General features: G+C 70.4%; 20 protein-coding genes. 10 read left to right on the top strand and 10 right to left on the bottom strand.

The window, feature by feature from the left end; all coding sequences use genetic code 11:
* Positions 1 to 53 precede the first annotated feature (53 nt).
* The 3 genes from M3C17_RS13690 to M3C17_RS13700 are packed head-to-tail and all read right to left on the bottom strand — an operon-like array spanning position 54 to position 1,393.
* Complete coding sequence (locus tag M3C17_RS13690) at positions 54 to 668, bottom strand: CYTH domain-containing protein (protein WP_259978414.1); 615 nt, start codon at positions 666 to 668, stop codon at positions 54 to 56.
* Positions 661 to 873, bottom strand: coding sequence for a response regulator (locus M3C17_RS13695; protein WP_259978415.1), 213 nt, complete (start codon positions 871 to 873; stop codon positions 661 to 663). Before M3C17_RS13695 ends, M3C17_RS13690 begins: the two co-directional genes overlap by 8 nt.
* A gap of 49 nt (positions 874 to 922) precedes the next feature.
* The gene (locus M3C17_RS13700) at positions 923 to 1,393 is read right to left on the bottom strand and encodes an A24 family peptidase (protein WP_259978416.1); all 471 of its coding nucleotides are present in this window, start codon (positions 1,391 to 1,393) and stop codon (positions 923 to 925) included.
* Positions 1,394 to 1,523: 130 nt separating this feature from the next.
* On the opposite strand from M3C17_RS13700, the gene M3C17_RS13705 reads away from it, so the two are divergent.
* Genes M3C17_RS13705 through M3C17_RS13715 form a run of 3 tightly spaced genes read left to right on the top strand, consistent with a single transcriptional unit; the run spans position 1,524 to position 7,299 of the window.
* Complete coding sequence (locus M3C17_RS13705) at positions 1,524 to 2,303, top strand: hypothetical protein (RefSeq protein ID WP_259978417.1); 780 nt, start codon at positions 1,524 to 1,526, stop codon at positions 2,301 to 2,303.
* Positions 2,300 to 3,835, top strand: a complete 1,536-nt coding sequence (locus M3C17_RS13710; protein WP_259978418.1) for a DNA polymerase Y family protein — start codon at positions 2,300 to 2,302, stop codon at positions 3,833 to 3,835. The genes M3C17_RS13705 and M3C17_RS13710 overlap by 4 nt, the downstream gene beginning before the upstream one ends.
* On the top strand, positions 3,835 to 7,299 hold the full coding sequence (locus M3C17_RS13715) for an error-prone DNA polymerase (protein WP_259978470.1): 3,465 nt from the start codon (positions 3,835 to 3,837) through the stop codon (positions 7,297 to 7,299). Before M3C17_RS13710 ends, M3C17_RS13715 begins: the two co-directional genes overlap by 1 nt.
* A gap of 23 nt (positions 7,300 to 7,322) precedes the next feature.
* On the opposite strand, the gene M3C17_RS13720 is transcribed toward M3C17_RS13715, so the two are convergent.
* Both M3C17_RS13720 and M3C17_RS13725 read right to left on the bottom strand, forming a co-directional pair.
* A complete protein-coding gene (locus M3C17_RS13720) occupies positions 7,323 to 7,706 on the bottom strand; it encodes a hypothetical protein (protein ID WP_259978419.1) in 384 nt (127 codons plus the stop codon).
* A 536-nt stretch (positions 7,707 to 8,242) separates the two neighbouring features.
* On the bottom strand, positions 8,243 to 8,512 hold the full coding sequence (locus tag M3C17_RS13725; protein ID WP_259978421.1) for a hypothetical protein: 270 nt from the start codon (positions 8,510 to 8,512) through the stop codon (positions 8,243 to 8,245).
* Positions 8,513 to 8,611: 99 nt separating this feature from the next.
* Between M3C17_RS13725 and M3C17_RS13730 the strand changes: the two genes are divergently transcribed.
* Positions 8,612 to 9,487 (top strand): DUF72 domain-containing protein, encoded by an 876-nt coding sequence (locus tag M3C17_RS13730; RefSeq protein ID WP_259978471.1) that lies wholly within the window; start codon positions 8,612 to 8,614, stop codon positions 9,485 to 9,487.
* Between the two features lie 57 nt (positions 9,488 to 9,544).
* On the opposite strand, the gene M3C17_RS13735 is transcribed toward M3C17_RS13730, so the two are convergent.
* Positions 9,545 to 10,126 (bottom strand): NADPH-dependent FMN reductase, encoded by a 582-nt coding sequence (locus M3C17_RS13735; protein ID WP_259978422.1) that lies wholly within the window; start codon positions 10,124 to 10,126, stop codon positions 9,545 to 9,547.
* Positions 10,127 to 10,254: 128 nt separating this feature from the next.
* On the opposite strand from M3C17_RS13735, the gene helR reads away from it, so the two are divergent.
* Both helR and M3C17_RS13745 read left to right on the top strand, forming a co-directional pair.
* Entirely contained in the window at positions 10,255 to 12,384 is a 2,130-nt protein-coding gene (gene helR, locus M3C17_RS13740) for an RNA polymerase recycling motor ATPase HelR (protein ID WP_259978424.1), read from the top strand.
* Positions 12,385 to 12,436: 52 nt separating this feature from the next.
* Positions 12,437 to 12,595, top strand: a complete 159-nt coding sequence (locus M3C17_RS13745) for a hypothetical protein (protein WP_259978425.1) — start codon at positions 12,437 to 12,439, stop codon at positions 12,593 to 12,595.
* 3 nt (positions 12,596 to 12,598) lie between these two features.
* Here M3C17_RS13745 and M3C17_RS13750 read toward each other — a convergent pair whose 3' ends face one another.
* Positions 12,599 to 12,805, bottom strand: a complete 207-nt coding sequence (locus M3C17_RS13750; protein ID WP_259978426.1) for a DUF2188 domain-containing protein — start codon at positions 12,803 to 12,805, stop codon at positions 12,599 to 12,601.
* On the bottom strand, positions 12,805 to 13,128 hold the full coding sequence (locus M3C17_RS13755; RefSeq protein WP_259978427.1) for a sugar ABC transporter ATPase: 324 nt from the start codon (positions 13,126 to 13,128) through the stop codon (positions 12,805 to 12,807). Before M3C17_RS13755 ends, M3C17_RS13750 begins: the two co-directional genes overlap by 1 nt.
* A gap of 139 nt (positions 13,129 to 13,267) precedes the next feature.
* Between M3C17_RS13755 and M3C17_RS13760 the strand changes: the two genes are divergently transcribed.
* From M3C17_RS13760 to M3C17_RS13770, 3 genes are all read left to right on the top strand, one after another.
* A complete protein-coding gene (locus tag M3C17_RS13760; RefSeq protein WP_259978428.1) occupies positions 13,268 to 13,744 on the top strand; it encodes a MarR family winged helix-turn-helix transcriptional regulator in 477 nt (158 codons plus the stop codon).
* 94 nt (positions 13,745 to 13,838) lie between these two features.
* Complete coding sequence (locus M3C17_RS13765; RefSeq protein ID WP_259978429.1) at positions 13,839 to 14,159, top strand: multidrug efflux SMR transporter; 321 nt, start codon at positions 13,839 to 13,841, stop codon at positions 14,157 to 14,159.
* Between the two features lie 26 nt (positions 14,160 to 14,185).
* A complete protein-coding gene (locus M3C17_RS13770) occupies positions 14,186 to 14,602 on the top strand; it encodes a multidrug efflux SMR transporter (protein ID WP_259978430.1) in 417 nt (138 codons plus the stop codon).
* Positions 14,603 to 14,813: 211 nt separating this feature from the next.
* Here the strand turns inward: M3C17_RS13770 and M3C17_RS13775 are convergent, their stop codons facing one another.
* Positions 14,814 to 15,497: a GNAT family N-acetyltransferase gene (locus M3C17_RS13775; protein WP_259978431.1), complete on the bottom strand. Its 684-nt coding sequence runs from the start codon at positions 15,495 to 15,497 to the stop codon at positions 14,814 to 14,816.
* 120 nt (positions 15,498 to 15,617) lie between these two features.
* On the bottom strand, positions 15,618 to 16,646 hold the full coding sequence (locus tag M3C17_RS13780) for a hypothetical protein (RefSeq protein ID WP_259978434.1): 1,029 nt from the start codon (positions 16,644 to 16,646) through the stop codon (positions 15,618 to 15,620).
* Between the two features lie 145 nt (positions 16,647 to 16,791).
* Here M3C17_RS13780 and M3C17_RS13785 point away from each other — a divergent pair, with 145 nt between their 5' ends.
* Complete coding sequence (locus M3C17_RS13785; RefSeq protein ID WP_259978435.1) at positions 16,792 to 17,412, top strand: LysE family translocator; 621 nt, start codon at positions 16,792 to 16,794, stop codon at positions 17,410 to 17,412.
* Positions 17,413 to 17,652 lie beyond the last annotated feature (240 nt).

Raw genomic sequence — 17,652 nt, forward strand, 5'->3', positions numbered from 1 at the left:
TGCCCGGAGGTCTTCGCTACCTCAGCCGTTCACAACCTGTCGGGGAAGTACACCTAGAAGCCCAGGGCCCTGGCGAGCTTCGAATCCGAGGAGGCCTCGCGTCCGCCCGCAGCGCGGATCGCGGTCTCCACGGCGGCGAAGAAGAGCGTGCGCCCCTGGGGGTCGGCAGGCGCGGCCGGTCCGAGCTCGACCTCCCACTCCCGCCACTCCCGTCGGGTGTCGCTGCGCAGATCGGTCGCACGGACCCGGTCATCCACGAACTCGGCCACCACTCCGCCCCGGCCGGTCAGCAGGTAGGCCGTACGGTCGTTCTCGATGCGGGCGAGCGGCACCAGCGGCGCCGTCGTCCACCGGGAGACGGCCTCGGCGACCACGGGAGGTATGCCCTCGCCGTCGCCCAGCGGCCAGCCGAGCTCGAGCCGTCCGTCCCCCTCGCGCGGTCCCTTGACGTGCCAGCCCTCGTCGGGTCCGCCGGTGCGACGGCGCAACGCGACCCCGGAGCGGGCGAGCGCGGCGTGCTCCGTGTCGAGATAGCGGGCGTCGAGGGCTCGGTGCTCCCCCGCGGAGACGCCGTCGACGCCGGGGATCGCCTCCCACCGCGGCAGCGGCGTGTCGATGTCGACGTCGTACTTGCGCTCGACCTCGACGGAGCGGTTCGGCTCAGTCATCCTCGAGGGTGAGGTCCTCGAGGGCCTCCTCGAACCAGTAGTCCACCTCGGTCGGCCCGTCACCGGAGCCGGTGTTCTGCGGCTCGCCGCGGCGGTTGTACACCACCTGCGTCTCGCTGTACGGGACGATCAGCTTGTCGTCCGCGTCGCCGAGGGGGATGATCTGCCCGTCCAGCGGGCCGCCGTGAAGTCGCGCGAGTGCCATGAGCCCAGGGTAGCCCCGCCCTCCCCCGTTCGTGCGACGCCGGACCGAGTCAGCCGACGACGACCCCGAGGAGCGCCCCCGCGATCATCCAGGGCCCGAAGGCGATCCTGGTCGTCCTGTCGGCTCGCCGCAGCAGCATGAGAGCGAGCGCGTACACCGCGCCGAGCACGAACGCGGAGGCGGCGCCGACCGCGAACGCCGTCCACCCGTGCCACGCCAGCACCAGGCCGATCACCGCCGCGAGCTTGACGTCTCCGCCGCCCATCCCGGCACGGCTCATCGCCCGCAGCACGGCGTAGAACGCGCCGAGGCCGGACCCGCCGAGCAGGGCGCGGACCATCGGCTGCGGCTGCCCGCTCACCGCGGCGTCGACCATCACCAGCACGAGAAGGGCCGCGAGGGTCGGGAGCACGATCCGATTCGGGAGGCGGTGTGTGCGGGCGTCGACCACGACCAGCCATCCGCCGATCGCGAGGAGAGCACCGTGCACGAGCCCGACGAGGGCGAGGCGGAGATCCATCCCGGCAGGCTAGGCGAGACCGCGATGCGCGGATGACCGCTGTGGACAAGTCCGCGGCGGATGTCCGATGTACGAATTACAGTCGACAGCATCACTTGCTTTATTCGTACATATCTTCGAGGATGGATGCATGGGGATCGGGCTCGATGCGATGACCGCGCTCTCTCCGACCAGCGATACCCGCGCCGGAGAGGTGCTGCGGCTGCGCCGCGAGATCAGCCGGATGCAGCGTCGGCGCAGCGAGCACACGATACTCCCCCTCGACCCTGCGTTCGCCGCACTGCTGCCGGAGGAGGGGCTGCTCACCGGGACCTCCTACACCGTGTCCCCCTCGCCCGCTCTCGTCCTGGCGCTGCTCAGCGCCGCCTCGGGAAAGGGGCACTGGTGCGCGGTGATCGGCATGCCGACGCTCGGCGTGGAGGCCGCGGCCGCGTTCGGCATCGACCTGTCACGGCTCATCCTCGTCCCTGCTCCCGGCGACCGCTGGCTCGCCGCCACCTCCGCCCTCGCCGAAGTGGTGCCGCTGATCGTGGTCCACCCCGGCTCACGAGCGCGCGATGCCGACGTCGCGCGGCTCAGCGCCCGGCTGCGCGATCGCGGCTGCACCCTCCTGGTGGCCGAGGCGCCCGGCCTCGGGCGGTGGCCCCAGAGCGAGGGCAGCATCCATCTGCACGACCCCGACTGGCACGGGCTCGGCGAGGGGTGGGGGCTGCTCTCCGACTGCACCGTCACGGTGACGGCCCGCACCAGGCACAGTCCCCGTCCGTCGAGCGTGCGGGTGCAGCTGCCGGGCGCCCAGGGCGCCATCGAGTCCGCAGCCGCCGAGCTGACGGCACTGCCCTCCCCCGCACAGGAGCGCCGCGAGGAGTCGGTGCCCGCTGAGCTGCTGTACTGGGCGGAGGCAGGATGAACGCCCCGCTCCGCGTCCTGGTCCTGTGGTTCCCCGACTGGCCGCTGCGGGCGGCACTGGGCGGCGGGGAGCACCCGCCCACCGCGCTCGTGCAGGCCAACGCCGTCGTCGCCTGCACCGCCTCGGCCCGGGCGCACGGCGTCCGCATCGGGCAGCGGCGCCGCGTCGCCCAGGGGCTTCTCTCCTCGCTGCGTGTGCTCCCGCACGACCCGGGGAAGGACGAGCGTGCTTTCGCACCGGTGCTGCAGCTCATCGAGAAGCACGCCCCGGGTGTCACGCTGCTGCGCCCCGGGCTCGCGATCCTGCGCGCCAGGGGCATCTCCCGCTATCACGGCGGTGAAGCGGAGGCGGCGACCGCGCTCTCGGCGATCCTGGCGGACGCCGGCTTCCCCGAAGTGCGCATCGGCGTCGCCGACGGTCCCTTCACCGCGGAGATCGCCGCGCGCGGCAGCGCACCCTGCACGGTCGTCCCTCCCGGCGGTTCCCGGGAGTTCCTCGCCCCCTACCCCGTTCAGGTGCTGCGCGACGAGCAGATCAGCGGGCTCCTTCTCCGGCTCGGCGTCCGCACCCTGGGAGAGTTCACCGCCCTGGCCCCGCTCGACGTGCGCGACCGCTTCGGCGAGCAGGGCGCGCGCCTGCACGCCCTCGCCGCAGGCGCCGACTCGCGACCGCTCACTCCGCGTCCGCCCGATCCGGAGCTCGCCAGGAACATCGAGTTCGACACCCCGCTGGGCGGAGCCGATCAGGTGGCCTTCGCCGTGCGGCAGACCGCAGACGCCGTGACCCTGGCCCTGGCCGATGCCTCGGTGGTGTGCACCGAGGTGCGCATCGACCTCACGGACGACGACGGGCAGGTGTACTCCCGCACGTGGCTGCATCCCACCTGCTTCGACGCCGCGGATCTCGTCGACAGGGTGCGCTGGCAGCTGGAGTCCCTCGCCGCGCTGACGGCAGCGGAGCCCGTCGACGAGGCCAGGGCGTTCGGCGGCATCGTCGGGGTGCGGATCCTCCCCGTCGCCGTCGACGATGCCGCACATCACCAGCCGGGGCTCTTCGGATCCGGCACCGAAGAGCGTCTGCACCACGCGGTCTCCCGCGTGCAGACCATGCTGGGCCATCAGGGGGTGGTCACGGCCGCCGTCTCGGGAGGGCGCTGGCTCGCCGACCGCCAGGTGCTCACGCCGTGGGGCGAGCGCACCGTCCCCCCGCGGGATCCGCGTTCCCCCTGGCCGGGAAGCCTGCCCGACCCCCTGCCCTCCGAGGTGTTCCTGCCCCCGCGGCCCGTCGGGATCGTCGCCGAGGACGGCAGCACGGTCGGCGTGGACGACCGCGGCGCCCTCTCGGACGAGCCGGCACGCATCGACGGCGCCACCGTGCAGGCCTGGGCGGGACCGTGGCCGGTGCACGAGCGCCGCTGGACGACAGGAGGAGGCAAACGCGGACACCGGCTCCAGATCGTCGACGACCACGATCGGGCCTGGCTGGTCTTCCGTGCAGGCGAGCGCTGGTGGGCCGAAGGGCGGTACCGCTGATGGGCTGGCACAACCCGCCGCTGCGCTGGGGCGAGCTCGAACGCACTCTGAGCGGTGAACAGGATCCGACACCCCGCGCCGCAGAGCCTCCGGGGCGCCGTCCGGACCCCGGGCCCGTCAGCCGACGTCGCAAGCGCGTCCCTCCCGTGCTCCCGAAGCGCCCCGAGGAGGCCGTGCCCTACGCGGAGCTGCATGCCCACTCCTCCTACTCCTTCCTAGATGGCGCCTCGTCCCCGGAGGAACTGCTCGCCGAAGCCGAGCGCCTGGGCCTCAGCGCCCTCGCTCTCACCGACCACGACGGGTTCTACGGGGCCGCACGCTTCGCCGAGCTCGCCGAGCTCATGGAGGTGCGACTGCAGACCGTGTTCGGCGCGGAGCTGTCACTCGACCTGCCGGTGTCACCGCAGGGTGCTGCCGATCCGGCCGGCGAGCATCTGCTCGTCCTCGCCCGCGGCCTGGAGGGGTATCACCGGCTCTCGGGGGCGATCACGGCGGCGCAGCTGCGCGGAGGTGAGAAAGGACGCCCGGTCTACGACCTCGAGGATCTCGCCGCCAGGGCGGACGGCCACTGGACGATCCTGACCGGCTGCCGCAAGGGCGCCGTGCGCCGCGGGCTGGAGGCTGGGGACGCCGCCACTCCCCTGCGACACCTGGTCGACCTCTTCGGCAGCGAACATGTCGCCGTCGAGCTGCTCGATCACGGCGAGCCGCAGGACACGCGCCGCAACGACGCCCTGGCCGACCTCGCCCGCCGGATGCGGCTGCCCGTCGTGGCGACGAACAACGTGCACTATGCACGACCCTCCCAGGCCGCGCTCGCGGAGGCGGTCGCGGCCGTCAGAGCCGTGCGGAGCATGGACGAGCTCGACGGGTGGCTGCCGTCCCACGGCGGAGCGCATCTGCGCAGCGGGGCCGAGATGGCCGCCCGCTTCCAGCGCTACCCCGGGGCGATCTCCCACGGCCTCGAGCTCGCCGCCGCGTCCGCCTTCCCGCTGCGGATGGCCCGGCCCGCTCTTCCCCGGCAGGACGTCCCGCCCGGGCACACACCCATGAGCTGGCTGCGCCATCTGGTCTGGGAGGCGGTGCCGTCGAAGTATCCCCGGCTGGACGACGAGGGGCGCCGGCGCATCGCGCGCGAGCTCGACGTGATCGAGGAGAAGGACTTCCCCGGCTACTTCCTGATCGTGCACGGCATCGTGGCCGAAGCCCGCCGCCGCGGGATCCTGTGCCAGGGGCGGGGGTCCGCCGCGGCGAGCGCGGTCTGCTACCTGCTGAGCATCACCGCTGTCGACCCCATCCTCTACCGTCTGCCCTTCGAGCGGTTCCTCGCCACCACGCGCACCGAGGAGCCGGACATCGACGTGGACTTCGACTCCCGGCGCCGTGAGGAGATCATCCAGTGGGTGTACCGCGAGTACGGCAGGGAACGGGCGGCCCAGGTCGCGAACGTCATCCAGTACCGACCGAAGAACGCGATCCGCGACATGGCCAGGGCCCTCGGGCACTCCCCGGGGCAGCAGGACTCCTGGTCACGGCAGGTGGACGGATGGGGCTCCGGGCTCGAACCCGTCGAGGGGCACGACATCCCCGACACCGTGCTCGACTATGCAGCCGAGCTGCTGAAGGCCCCCCGTCACCTCGGGATCCACTCCGGTGGCATGGTGCTCACCGCCCGCCCCGTCGGCGAGGTCGTGCCGGTGGAGCATGCCCGCATGGAGGACAGGACGGTGATCCAGTGGGACAAGGACGACGCCACCTTCATGGGACTGGTGAAGTTCGACCTGCTGGGGCTCGGGATGCTCGCCGCTCTGCAGCACTGCTTCGACCTCGTGCGCGAGGCCACGGGTGAGGAGTGGACGCTGGAGAGTCTGCCGAAGGAGGAGGCCGGGGTGTACGACATGCTGTGCCGTGCGGACTCGATCGGCGTCTTCCAGGTGGAGTCGCGCGCGCAGATCGGGCTCCTCCCCCGCCTGCAGCCCCGATGCTTCTATGACCTCGCCATCCAGATCGCCCTCATCCGGCCGGGCCCTATCCAGGGTGGAGCGGTGCATCCGTTCGTGCGGCGCAAGATGGCGAAGGACAGGGTCGATGAGGAGAACAGAGCGAGGGCGGCACGCGGCGAACCTCCCGTCGACTTCACGATCCCGTACCCGCACAGCGATCTGGAGGACATCCTGAAGCGCACCCTGGGGATCCCCATCTTCCAGGAGCAGCTCATCCAGATGGCCACGGCCGTCGGCGACTGCACGGCCGATGAGGCGGACCTGCTGCGGCGGGCGATGGGGTCGAAGCGGGGCCTGGAGAAGATCGAGAAGGTCAGGGACAAGCTGTACGCCGGAATGGCGAGGCGAGGCCTCGTCGACGACGCCGCAGACCGTATCTACGCCCAGATCCAGGCGTTCTCGAACTTCGGATTCGCCGAGTCGCACTCCCTGTCGTTCGCGTTGCTGGTCTACGCCAGCTCGTGGCTGAAGCTGCACTATCCGGCTGCGTTCCTCGCCGGCCTCCTGCGGTCGCAGCCGATGGGCTTCTACTCCCCCTCGACCCTCACAGCCGACGCGCGTCGGCATGGCGTGGAAGTACGACGACCCGATCTGCACCTGTCGGGTGCCACGGAGACCCTCGAGCCTCTCGGGGTGGACGGTGCCGACGTCGGACCGACGGGAAGGGACGAGTGTCTGGCCGATCCCCAGCCGGAGGTGCTCCGCTTCGACCGGAGTGCGCCGGATGAGTCGGCGGCGCACCGGCGGGACGGGGCCTTCGCCGTACGCCTGGGGCTCAGCGGCATCCGCGGTATCGGGGTGCCGATGGCCGAGCGCATCGTCGCCGAGCGTGAGGCCCACGGGCCGTATCGCGACCTGCACGACCTGGTGCGGCGGACCGATGCCACGGCCGCACAGCTGGAGGCTCTGGCGACCGCGGGGGCCTTCGCCTGCCTGGGTCTGGAGCGCAGGGAGGCGATGTGGCTCGCGGGGGCGGCTGCCGAGGACCGTTCGCGCTTCCTCCCCGGCACGACGGTGGCGGTGCAGCCTCCCCTGTTCGCGGATCAGACCAGCTACGAGCGCCTTTCTGCCGACCTGTGGGCCACGGGCATCTCGACCGACGACCACCCCCTGACGCATTTCCGGGAGGCGCTTCGGGCCAGGGGCGTGCTGACCGCTGCCGACCTGCAGAAGCATGAGACCGGACGGCGGGTGGAGGTGGCCGGCCTGGTCACCCACCGGCAACGCCCGGCGACGGCGGCGGGAGTCACCTTCGTGAACCTGGAGGACGAAAGCGGCCTGGTCAACGTGATCTGCTCGACCGGCGTATGGGGGCGCTTCGGTCGGATCGCCAGGGAGTCACCGGCTCTCATCATCCGCGGGCTGCTCGAACGATCCCCGGAGGGCGTGGTCAACATCCTCGCGGACGCATTCGAGGACCTTCGCACCGGAGTGACGCATCGATCGCGGGACTTCCGATGACGGCGCCGACGCGCAGGGGCGCCTCACCAGAAGCGCTCGGGCTCCTCGGGCGGCGGCCGGTCCGTCCCGCCCCAGCGGTCGGCCTCTGCCTTGGCGGCCTCGACAGCGGCGTCCGCACCACGCAGCGCCACGCCGGCCTCGGTGGCGGCCGGACCGATGGGATCGACGAGCAGGGTGGTCCGCGTCCCGCCCGCGCTCACCGCTACCGTGCACTCCAGCACGCGGCCGATCCACCGTGACACCGCGCCCCGCTGCTCCTCCCCGCGCCGGTATCGGATGCCGGTGTCGAGATCGACGAGGGACAGCACGACCTGCTGCGCGGTATCCGGATCGAGGTGCTCGGTGACCTCGATCCGATGGCCGACAGGAAGTGCGACCTGTCCGTAGAAGAGGAGCGTTCTGTCCATGCCCCCCACCCTACGAAACGGCTGCGGAGAGTGACAGGGACCGACCTCGCAGATCGGGTTGTGATTATTTTGTCCCCCAAATGGCGGACACGAGGATTAAGCGATATTCTGCTCTTCGTAGCGGGGGCTACAGGGGCTGAGGACTGGGGAATCAGCCATCGAGAGCAGCGAGATCTTCGCCGCCTCCCCAACCGTCCGGGAAGGACGGTGAGCCCTCTCGGCAGCACCGTGCTGGGGCGGTCCGGTCGAGAGGGCATACCCCGCCCACATCCTCAGGTGCCGCCGGCGGACCTCGGCGCCACTCGGACTCAGGCCATCCGCACCGCCGCCACGGTGCCCGGAGCGAGGCGCCTGATCCGCCGCGGATGTAGCCCTCCCCACGCCACCGGCCCGGCAGTCAGCCACGCCGCCACCGGTACCGGGAGCGCGGCCACCCGTCAACCCCGGACGCCTCGGGCGCCGCTTCGACTACCGTCCTGGATCGTGAGGACGACCGCATCGATGAGGACAGCCGCATCACGCACACCACGTGAGGGCTACTGCTCCTCCGCGTCGGGCGCGGCCGCATCGTCACCGATGATCGCGTCATACCCGTCGTCCGGCAGTTCCGTGTCGCGATCGTCGTCCAGCGGCACCTCACGGCGCTGCTCCGCGGCATCCACCGGGTCGGCTTCGATCGGATGGGCCTCCGGCACCGGGGGCACGAGCAGCTCGGGGTCATCGGGGGTCTCGACCTCCGGCCGCTCCTGCTCCTGCAGGTCGGCATCCGGCTTGATCTCGTCGATCGGCTGTTCGCTCTGGGACATCCCGTCTCCTCCTTCGCATCGGATGCTTCCACCGTGCAACAGTCCCGCGGCGGCGGCAAGGGGCTTGACCCCGATCGGAGCCCCGATCGGACGGGCGGCATGACCCCCGCGGCGCCGAAGAGACGCGCACGGATCGGCGTCTCCGGATGGCGGTATGCGAGCTGGCGCGGCGACTTCTACCCGACGGGGCTGCCGCAGCGCCGCGAGCTGGAGTACATCGGCGAGCGCTTCCCCACGGTCGAGCTCAACGGCTCGTTCTACTCCCTGCAGCGCCCGGAAAGCTACCGCCGCTGGGCGGAGAGCGTGCCCGATGGCTTCGTCTTCGCGGTCAAAGGCTCCCGCTACGTCACGCATATGCTGCGTCTGCGCGACGTCGGCCAGGCCCTCGCCAACTTCTTCGCCTCGGGCGTGCTGGCTCTCGGCGACCGGCTCGGCCCGCTCCTGTGGCAGCTGCCGGAGCGCCAGCAGTTCGAGCCTGACGTGCTCGAGTCGTTCCTCCGATCGCTGCCGGCCACGACCGGCGAAGCCCTCGCGCTCGCCCGTCGCCACGACGAGAGGCTGCAAGGACGCGCGTGGCTGGAGGTCGATGCCGACCGTCCGCTCCGGCACGCACTCGAACCCCGCTCCGACACGTTCGGGACAGCCGAGAGCCTGCAGCTGCTGCGGGATCACCGCACGTCGCTCGTCATCGCCGACACGGCTGGGAAGTGGCCGCGCTTCGAGGCGCTGACGACCGACATCGTCTATGTGCGCCTGCACGGCTCCCACGAGCTCTACCACAGCGGGTATTCCGATCAGGAGCTGCGCGAGTGGGCGGACCTCATCCGCGGATGGACGGACGGCTCCGGCGCGGACGACGGACGCCCACGCCACGTCTTCGTGTATTTCGATAATGACGCGAAGGGCTTCGCACCGCACGATGCTCTCGCCCTGATGGCGCTCCTGGCCGAGCGCGGGGTGGACGTCGCGGACTGAGGCCCCGCACCCCCACCGGGCTACCAGCGGGCTCGCACTCGCCCCCCGGTCGAGGCGTCAGCGGTCGCCGACGTGCCCCGGCGCGGTCAGGGAGAGCACCCGCTCGACGAAGGCCGCGTACTCCTCCATGTAGTGCGCGAGGAACTTCTCCGTGTCCGGGTCGCGCACCTCCCCATCGTCGCCGAAGACGTCGCTCGAGAAGGTGATGTAGGCCTCGGGCGCATTGAGCTGCGGCGCATTGAGGAAGCTCAGCACGCTGCGCATCGACGACTGCATGACCGCGGTGCCGATCGCGCCGGTCGAGGCCCCGATGATGCCGGTGGGCTTCCGCGCGAAGGAGTTGTGACCCCACGGACGCGAACCCCAGTCGATGGCGTTCTTGAGAGCGCCCGGGATGGAGCGGTTGTACTCAGGCGAGATCAGCAGCAGTCCCTCGGCCCCTTCCACGGCCCTTTTGAAGTCGGTGACGGCGGCGACGGGGTCCAGCTCGTCGTCCCGGTTGTAGAGCGGGAGGTCCCGGATCGGGATCTCGACCAGCTCGAGACTGGGAGGCGCGAGGCGGATGAGCGCCTTCGCGAGGATGCGGTTGATCGAGTCAGATGCCAGGCTGCCGATGAGGTAGCCGATCCGATGGGTCATGGTGGGGTCCCCTCGTCTCCGTGCACTTCCAGGATATCCGCGCCCCCGGGGCTTGCCGCAAGGCCCCCTCGCTGCGGCACAATCGACCGTCCGCGCGCCGACCCGTGCGCGATCCGCGAAGGAGATTCATGCCCATCGACCCCTTCCACCTCACCGACACCGCGCCCGCAAAATCCGCTCCGAGCCTGATCGACTCCGACCGCGCCCACCTCGTCCGCATCGACATCGCGCTCCAGCATCAGCGCGCCGACATCGCACAGCGCCTGGAAGAGCTGAAGCGTCGCTCGGCGGAGCTCGGGAGCGCCGCCGTCGAGCGCGACCTCGAGATCCGCCGACTCAGCGCCCGCCTGCGGATGCTCGATCGCTTCGACCTCGACATGTGCCTCGGCCGGTACACCCCGGCCGAGGGCCCGCCGGTCTACATCGGACGCGCAGGACTCGCGGACGCCGAGGGCACCCGCCTGCTCGTGGACTGGCGGGCACCCGCCGCGGAGCCGTACTTCGCTGCGACGATGCAGGATCCCCGCGGCATCACCTCCCGCCGACGCTACCGCTGGACGAACGGCCGGATCAGCGACTACTGGGACGAGGCCCTGACGACGGACGGCTTCGACGACGCCGCGCTCGACGATCAGTCCGCGTTCATCGCGAGCCTCGGCACGCACCGGACCGCACGGATGCGCGATGTTCTCGCGACCATCCAGTCCGACCAGGACGCGATCATCCGCACCCCCTCGGCCGGCGCTCTCGTGGTGGACGGCGGGCCGGGCACCGGGAAGACCGTGGTGGCACTGCATCGCGCCGCCCACCTGCTCTACGCCGAACCTCGACTGACCGAGAGCGCGGGCGGGATGCTGCTCGTGGGTCCGAATGCGCACTACCTCGCGTATGTGGAGGACGTGCTCCCCAGCCTCGGCGAGCACACCGTACGACTGTGCACGCTGCGTGATCTGACGCCCGAGGGCGCTGCGGCGATGCCGGAGCGCGATCCCCAGGTGGCGGAGCTGAAGGCGAGCCTGGATCCGGACGCCGTGCTCGGCGCAGCGGTCGCGGAGGCCGAACGGCCACCCGGTCACGCCCTCCGGGTGGAGACGCCGTGGGCGGACCTGTGGCTCAGCCGCGAGGAGTGGGCCGAGGCCTTCGCCGCCGCCGACCCCGCCAGCCCGCACAACGAGGCCCGGGACGAGGTGTGGGAAGAGATCCTGGAACTCCTCGTCGACCAGGTGCAGGAGGACGACGTGCCGCCGCATGTCGTGCGGCGGTGGCTACGACAGGACGACGAGCTGACGGGCACGTTCATGCGCGCGTGGCCGATGCTGACTCCGGAGAGGGTGGTCGCGCGCCTGTGGTCCTCCCCCGCGGCGCTGGCTCGCTGCGCGCCGCAGCTCGCCGCGGACGAGGTGTCGCTGCTGCAGCGCGAGGATGCCACGGCCTGGACCGACGCGGACCTTCCCCTGCTCGACGCGGCCCACCGCCGGATCGGGGACCCGGAGGCCGTGCGGACGCGGCACCGGCAGCAGGCGGCGACCCTCGCCGCGCAGGAGCAGATGTCGCACGTGGTGGACCACCTGATCGAGAGCGACGACAGCGACATGAAGGTCATGTCGATTCTGCGCGGACAGGACGCGCAGAACGTGCTGGCGGGTGTCGACGTCGCGCCGGCACTGCCGCCGGACGAACTCGCCGGCCCGTTCGGGCACATCGTCGTGGATGAGGCGCAGGAGCTCACCGACGCGCAGTGGCGGATGCTCGTCGCACGCTGTCCCTCCCGCAGCTTCACGATCGTGGGCGACCGGGCCCAGGCGCGACACGGGTTCACGGAATCGTGGGCGGAGCGTCTGCAGCGCGTGGGCATCCGTGAGCCTCGTGTGGCCCACCTGAGCGTGAACTACCGCACGCCCGCCGAGGTGATGGCCGTCGCGGCGGCGGAGATCCGGGCTGCTCTTCCCGATGCCAACGTGCCGACGTCGGTCCGTGACAGCGGCGTGCCGGTGCGCCGGGCGGCGGTCGAGGACCTGGACCGCGTCGTCGAGGAATGGCTCGCGGCGCACGCGGAGGGCATCGCCTGCGTGATCGGCGCGCCGGACTTCACCCCGCGCACCCGGGTGCGCTCGCTTTCCCCGGAGGGGGCGAAGGGCCTGGAGTTCGACCTCGTCGTGCTCGTGCGACCCGACCGGTTCGGCGAGGACGTCACCGGCGCCGTCGACCGCTATGTCGCGATGACCAGGACGACCAGGGAGCTCATCCTGCTCGGGTGAGGGGCGGCGGCGCCTGCTGGCCGAGTCCGAGGGCGCGTCCTACCCTGGGACGATGACGAATCGTGAGGGGGTGGCGCCGCACTGCCCGGAGGACGACGTGGTGATGCTCGCCGTCCCCGGCGGCTGGAGGTGTCCGGAGTGCGGGCACCTCCAGCAGGCGCAGGACACCGAGGAGCCGGGCTTCCTCGATGGGCTCGGACGCCGAGGCTGACGCTCAGGCCTCCGCACCGCCGTCGGTGATGGTGCCGGTGGGTTCGCTCTCCTCGACGGTGTGGCGGACGCCGTACTCGGACGCCAGCGCCTCGCCCTCCTCGATGGCTTCGTCGCGGCTGGTGTAGCTGCGCGACAGCTCGGGCGCGCCATCCACCTCGTTCACCCACTGCCCGTTCTTGGACCGCGTGACCACGGCAGAGACCGCCATCACAGATCCCCGGGGCCGAGGTCGCCCTGGCCGTCCTCACCGAGGTCGACCAGGACCGGGTCCCCGCCCTGGCTCTCGGGCTGCGGTGCCGATCCGGGCAGGTCTTCGGCAGGCACCTGGTCGTCCGGGTCGGGGATCTCGTCGGGATCGCGGCCGGTGGCCGTGGCCGGGTCGAGCTCGTCCGCGGTGGCGCCGTCGTCGAGTGCTTCCGTGCGCTCCCACTCCGCCTGCGCGGGGTCGTCGCTGGGGTCTGCTTCCGCGGTCGCGTCTCCATCGCGCAGGGGCTGCGGGGCGGGCTGCGTGTCATCGGGTGTCGATGCCATGTCTCCTCCTTCGATCGCCTTCAGTCTGACCCCGCGGAGGGGAGCCGACGAGGGGCTTGAGCGTCTGCGGACGAGCGGCTACGTTCCGGCTTTCGGGACGGGTGTTGACACGGCTGGAACCGCCCCATAAAGTAGCTGCATGCGCAAGCAACTACTCGATGACAAGGCGGACATCACTGACGTGTCGCTCGCCTGGTCCAAGCTCACCCTGCTGGTGTCCGCCGTGGAGACGAGCCTGGACAAGTGGCTGGGCGACACCTACCGGGTCGGGCTCACCGAGTTCCGCGCTCTCGTCTTCCTCAGCCAGGCCCCCGACAAGGAGCTGCGCGTGAACGATCTGGCACAGCGCGTCGGGCTGAACCCCAGCTCTGCCACCCGTCTCGTGCATCGCCTGGAGGCGAAGGGACTGGCTCGTCGGGATGTCTGCGCCGATGACGGCCGCGGCGTGTACGCCGTGATCGACGCCGCGGGCGACAGCGCGCTCCGGGACATGAAGGCGGCGTACAAGGCACGACTGCAAGAACTGCTCGGCGACCTCGACGCGCACTTCCCGCACCTCGCGGCCGGCTCGTCCGCGAAGGCGCTGGCCCAGGTCGCCGCCCTCCTCAGCGAGTGAGCTCCTGTGCACCCTCATTCTCTCCTCTTCACCTAAATACCTGCATGTACAGACACTTATCCAGGACGCTCGCGTCACCACGAAAGGAACCCTCATGAGTTGGATCTACCTCGGCATCGCCGTCATCTTCGAAGTCGTCGTCGCGATCGCCGCCGGAAAGGCGAAGGGCTTCACCCGGCTGTGGTGGACGCTCGGCACGCTGGCCAGCGGCGGCATCGCCACATTCTTCCTCAGCCTCGCACTGCTGACATTCGACGTCGGCGTCGGCTACGCGATCTGGACCTCGGCGGCCGGCGTCGGAATCGTCATCGTGGGCGCCCTCTTCTTCTCGCAGCGCCTCACCCGCAAGAAGCTGCTCGGGATCGCGGCGATCATCGCCGGCGTCATCGGGCTCAACCTCGCCGGCACCGTCTGACTCTCGTCACCCCCGAAAGGACTCTCATGACCACGCTCGCTCCCCGCCTCGACCGCTCTCGCCCGCAGGGCACCGCCGGCCCCTGGCTCGCCCTCCTCCTCGCCGGAGGCTTCGAGGTCGGCTACGCCCTGGCCGTCAACGGCAGCCGCGGCTTCACCGATCTCACCTGGTCCCTGGTCGCCATCGGCTTCTTCCTGCTCACCCTGCTGTTCCTGAGCATCGCCCTCCGGCGCATCGACGTCGGCATCGGGTACGCCGTCTGGGCCGGACTCGGAGCGGTGGGCGCCGCCCTTCTCGGACCCGTGTTCTTCGACGAGACCATGACGCCGGCGAAGGCGCTCTGGCTCGCACTGATCATCGCGGGCGTCGTGTGGCTCAAGCTCGCCGATCGTCCGAAGCCTGCGGCGGACGCCTCGGCCGCAGCGACCGGTCGGAACAGCTGAGCACGGCACGCACGACGAGGCCCGGGCGGGATACCGATCCCCCGGGCCTCATCGGCATTCCGGCCACTTCCAGCCGGAGGCGTTCCACGCCGTCGGAAGTCGGGGCAGGATACCCACCCCGGGCACCGTCGTCAGGTGCGACGATCCGGAGCTGCGTCGCACCCCGAGATGTCGAGACCAGGACGGGATGTCCCGCCCCGGAGCCTCGACGTCAGGCCCGGTCCGAGCGAAGGTGCTCTGCGACCGGCGCGACGCCCGACATCTCGATAGGCGCGCCGACGAGAGCCGCATTCGCCTCACGCACGGCTGCCCAGCGCTCTCGCGTCATCCGGTAGCGGTGCTGCATCGCCGCCTGCCCTTCCCTGGCGACCCGCACGATCCCGTCCTGCTCGTACCCGGTCTTCCGCGACACCGCATTGGAGGCCGGGTTGTCGAGGTAAGCCGCAGAGGTGACGTTCTCAGCGTCGAGACCTTCGAAGAACAGGTGCAGGATCATCGCGCGCATGCGCGCGCCGATACCGCGACCCTGGAACTCCCTCCCGAGCCACGATCCCGTCTCGACCTCGCGCAGCACCGACCAGTCGCTGCCGGAGGCGCCCTGAATGCCGACAGGACGCCCGTTCCACAGCACACCGAGTTCGAGGACGAGCCTGTCCGGCCCGAGCGCCGACCTGTTCCGCCACTGATAGTCGAGCACGCGGTGCGCGACCTGCGTCGCGGAGCCCCGCGTCCACGGAAAGGCGAACGGCATGGTCGACTCCGCATGCACTCCGCGTCCGGCGAGCTCCGCGAGCTCGACGAGCAGGGTGTCATCGATCCAGCGCAGCTCCAGGTCCCCCGCGCGCACGCGCAGTCCCGCGGCCGGCCAGATCCTCGTCAGGGCTTCTGTCGTCATCAGCCCAGTCTCGCGGATGCCGCTGCCGCCGCCTGTCACCCGACCGGTGCGCGTCTCGACCGCGCGCCGATGTTGTGGGCGTGGACCCAGGTCGCCCAGTCCGCCCGCGTGTCCCCGCGGCTAGAACTGATCGACCGTGAAGCCGTACTTCGTGCCGAGAGCGACCGACGTCGTCTCGATGATCTTCGCGACCAGTGCGACGTTGTGCAGATAGCCGTCCCGATCGAGGGTGCGGTCCAGATCGAGCCGATGAACCACGTCGTGCCGGTCGTCGATCACCGTGGTGAGACCGTCGAGAAGGCTGCCGTTCCGGTTCAAGACCCGGCGTCGCGGGGCGAGGATCTTCCCCAGGTCGATCCCGAACCACTCTCTGAAGGTCGCGGAGAGGCCGGACACGCTCTGGAAGCTGTACTCGCGCGCGATGATGCTCTCCACCGTGATCTCCCCGTTCGCGAGGCGCCGCAGATCCTCTCCGGTGAGCTTCGCCGGGACCTTCTTCTGCTGGACCTTGGACTGCGCGGCAGGATCGTGCTGCGCGAGCACGATGAAGACGTGCAGGAAGTAATGCTCCAGTACCGCGACCAGCATGGGGAGCAGACCGTTGTAGACCACGCGCGCAGGGTCGTACCGCTGCACCGCCTCGAACACGCGCGCCGAGATCGGGTCGTCATCGGCGCCGCTGGGTCGAAGGATCTTCTCGTCGGGTGCGGCGAAGCGCAGTGCTTCCAGGACCTCCGTCGCCTTGTCATGCGTTCTGTTGATCCCCCGGCTGAGCGGGGTCGACTGATCCTCCCAGAGAGGGATGTACCTGTTCCTCCCGTAGTCTCCGTCGATCCGACCGCCGAACTGGGCACGGGCGCGACGGATCACGCCGTTGAGCTTCTCGATGTCGTGGATCGAGGCCCAGCTCTTGGCATGAACGGCCAGCACGAGCTGCGACGCGCTCGCACCGGGGTCGTCGCTCCCGGGAAACAGCGAGGCCTCCACGCCGGAGGTCGACCGATACTCGGCCTCTTCGAACCAGAAAAAGTACGACCAGCCGGGCCGAGGAGCGATCGACTCGCTGCGCACGAATCCCTCTTCCGCCAGGAACGCCGAGACGTCCCTCTTCCTGGCAGCGTCCATGCGGAGGAGGAGGTCCACACCCATCGTCGAAACCTTCTCTCGTCGGCGCGCAGTGCGCAATCCGCTCCATTGTTCCGCACCGCGGCGCTGCGACGGCCGATTCCCGCCAGACCGGAACCGGTGCCGGCTGACAACCTGCAGCTATGACTTCTACGGAACGGCCGCCACGATGACCCTGGCGAGCGGTGTCGCTCTGGTCGTCTTCCTCTTCCCGCTCGCGTACAGCCCCGGACCGGGCAACGCGTTCTTCGCCGCCATCGGCGCCTCGCGGGGTTTGCGCGCCGCGATCCCTGCCTTGGCGGGCTACCACGTCGCCACCTTCGTGATCACGTGCTCGATCGGGCTCGGGATGGGTGCGACGGTCCTCCGGCACCCGGCCGTGGCGAAGGCTCTGGCCGCCATCGGAGCCGTCTACGTGCTCTGGCTGGCGTGGCTCTTCTTCCGGTCGGCTCGAAGCAGGCACGCATCGAGCATCGAGATACCAGCGCGCAGCGTCGGCTTCTGGTCGGGTGCGGTCGTTCTGCTGCTGAACCCGAAGGCGTACTACATCATCGCGGTGATGTTCGCCCGGTTCCTGCAGCCCCCGCAGGACGGCGATCTCCTCGCAGTTCTCGCGATCACCGTCATCTTCACGCTCAACAACCTTCTCGCGTTCGTGATCTGGACCTTGGCCGGCCAGGGTCTGTCTGCGCTCTTTCGTGGGGTCCGATCCAAGAAGTGGCTCGACTACGGCTTCGCCGTCACGCTCGTGGGAGTCGCCGTCTGGATGGCTCTCCCCGTCTTCCTGTAGCTCACGCGCACGCGAATCTTGATGTCGTGCGAGCTAGGAGAGCCAGGCGAAGGCAGCGACGCCGACCGCGATCAGGACGACTGTGGCCGCCAGGATGATCCAGCCGACCCAGGCACTCTTCGGCGGGCGCCCCGCAGCGGGTGGTTCGCCGAGCCTGCGACGAAGCCGGTCTGCTTCCGCCTCCAGCTCTTCCGATCGTCGCTCGGTGGCCGGAGTCCACGAGTTCGGCAGGCCCGCAGC

Source organism: Microbacterium sp. p3-SID336 (assembly GCF_025143365.1).
GTDB lineage: Bacteria > Actinomycetota > Actinomycetes > Actinomycetales > Microbacteriaceae > Microbacterium.

Bases quoted from the DNA above. Each gene is read 5' to 3' on its own strand.
- M3C17_RS13690 (WP_259978414.1), bottom strand. From the start codon at position 668: ATGACTGAGCCGAACCGCTCCGTCGAGGTCGAGCGCAAGTACGACGTC.
- M3C17_RS13695 (WP_259978415.1), bottom strand. From the start codon at position 873: ATGGCACTCGCGCGACTTCACGGCGGCCCGCTGGACGGGCAGATCATC.
- M3C17_RS13700 (WP_259978416.1), bottom strand. From the start codon at position 1,393: ATGGATCTCCGCCTCGCCCTCGTCGGGCTCGTGCACGGTGCTCTCCTC.
- M3C17_RS13705 (WP_259978417.1), top strand. From the start codon at position 1,524: ATGGGGATCGGGCTCGATGCGATGACCGCGCTCTCTCCGACCAGCGAT.
- M3C17_RS13710 (WP_259978418.1), top strand. From the start codon at position 2,300: ATGAACGCCCCGCTCCGCGTCCTGGTCCTGTGGTTCCCCGACTGGCCG.
- M3C17_RS13715 (WP_259978470.1), top strand. From the start codon at position 3,835: ATGGGCTGGCACAACCCGCCGCTGCGCTGGGGCGAGCTCGAACGCACT.
- M3C17_RS13720 (WP_259978419.1), bottom strand. From the start codon at position 7,706: ATGGACAGAACGCTCCTCTTCTACGGACAGGTCGCACTTCCTGTCGGC.
- M3C17_RS13725 (WP_259978421.1), bottom strand. From the start codon at position 8,512: ATGTCCCAGAGCGAACAGCCGATCGACGAGATCAAGCCGGATGCCGAC.
- M3C17_RS13730 (WP_259978471.1), top strand. From the start codon at position 8,612: ATGACCCCCGCGGCGCCGAAGAGACGCGCACGGATCGGCGTCTCCGGA.
- M3C17_RS13735 (WP_259978422.1), bottom strand. From the start codon at position 10,126: ATGACCCATCGGATCGGCTACCTCATCGGCAGCCTGGCATCTGACTCG.
- helR (WP_259978424.1), top strand. From the start codon at position 10,255: ATGCCCATCGACCCCTTCCACCTCACCGACACCGCGCCCGCAAAATCC.
- M3C17_RS13745 (WP_259978425.1), top strand. From the start codon at position 12,437: ATGACGAATCGTGAGGGGGTGGCGCCGCACTGCCCGGAGGACGACGTG.
- M3C17_RS13750 (WP_259978426.1), bottom strand. From the start codon at position 12,805: ATGGCGGTCTCTGCCGTGGTCACGCGGTCCAAGAACGGGCAGTGGGTG.
- M3C17_RS13755 (WP_259978427.1), bottom strand. From the start codon at position 13,128: ATGGCATCGACACCCGATGACACGCAGCCCGCCCCGCAGCCCCTGCGC.
- M3C17_RS13760 (WP_259978428.1), top strand. From the start codon at position 13,268: ATGCGCAAGCAACTACTCGATGACAAGGCGGACATCACTGACGTGTCG.
- M3C17_RS13765 (WP_259978429.1), top strand. From the start codon at position 13,839: ATGAGTTGGATCTACCTCGGCATCGCCGTCATCTTCGAAGTCGTCGTC.
- M3C17_RS13770 (WP_259978430.1), top strand. From the start codon at position 14,186: ATGACCACGCTCGCTCCCCGCCTCGACCGCTCTCGCCCGCAGGGCACC.
- M3C17_RS13775 (WP_259978431.1), bottom strand. From the start codon at position 15,497: ATGACGACAGAAGCCCTGACGAGGATCTGGCCGGCCGCGGGACTGCGC.
- M3C17_RS13780 (WP_259978434.1), bottom strand. From the start codon at position 16,646: ATGGGTGTGGACCTCCTCCTCCGCATGGACGCTGCCAGGAAGAGGGAC.
- M3C17_RS13785 (WP_259978435.1), top strand. From the start codon at position 16,792: ATGACCCTGGCGAGCGGTGTCGCTCTGGTCGTCTTCCTCTTCCCGCTC.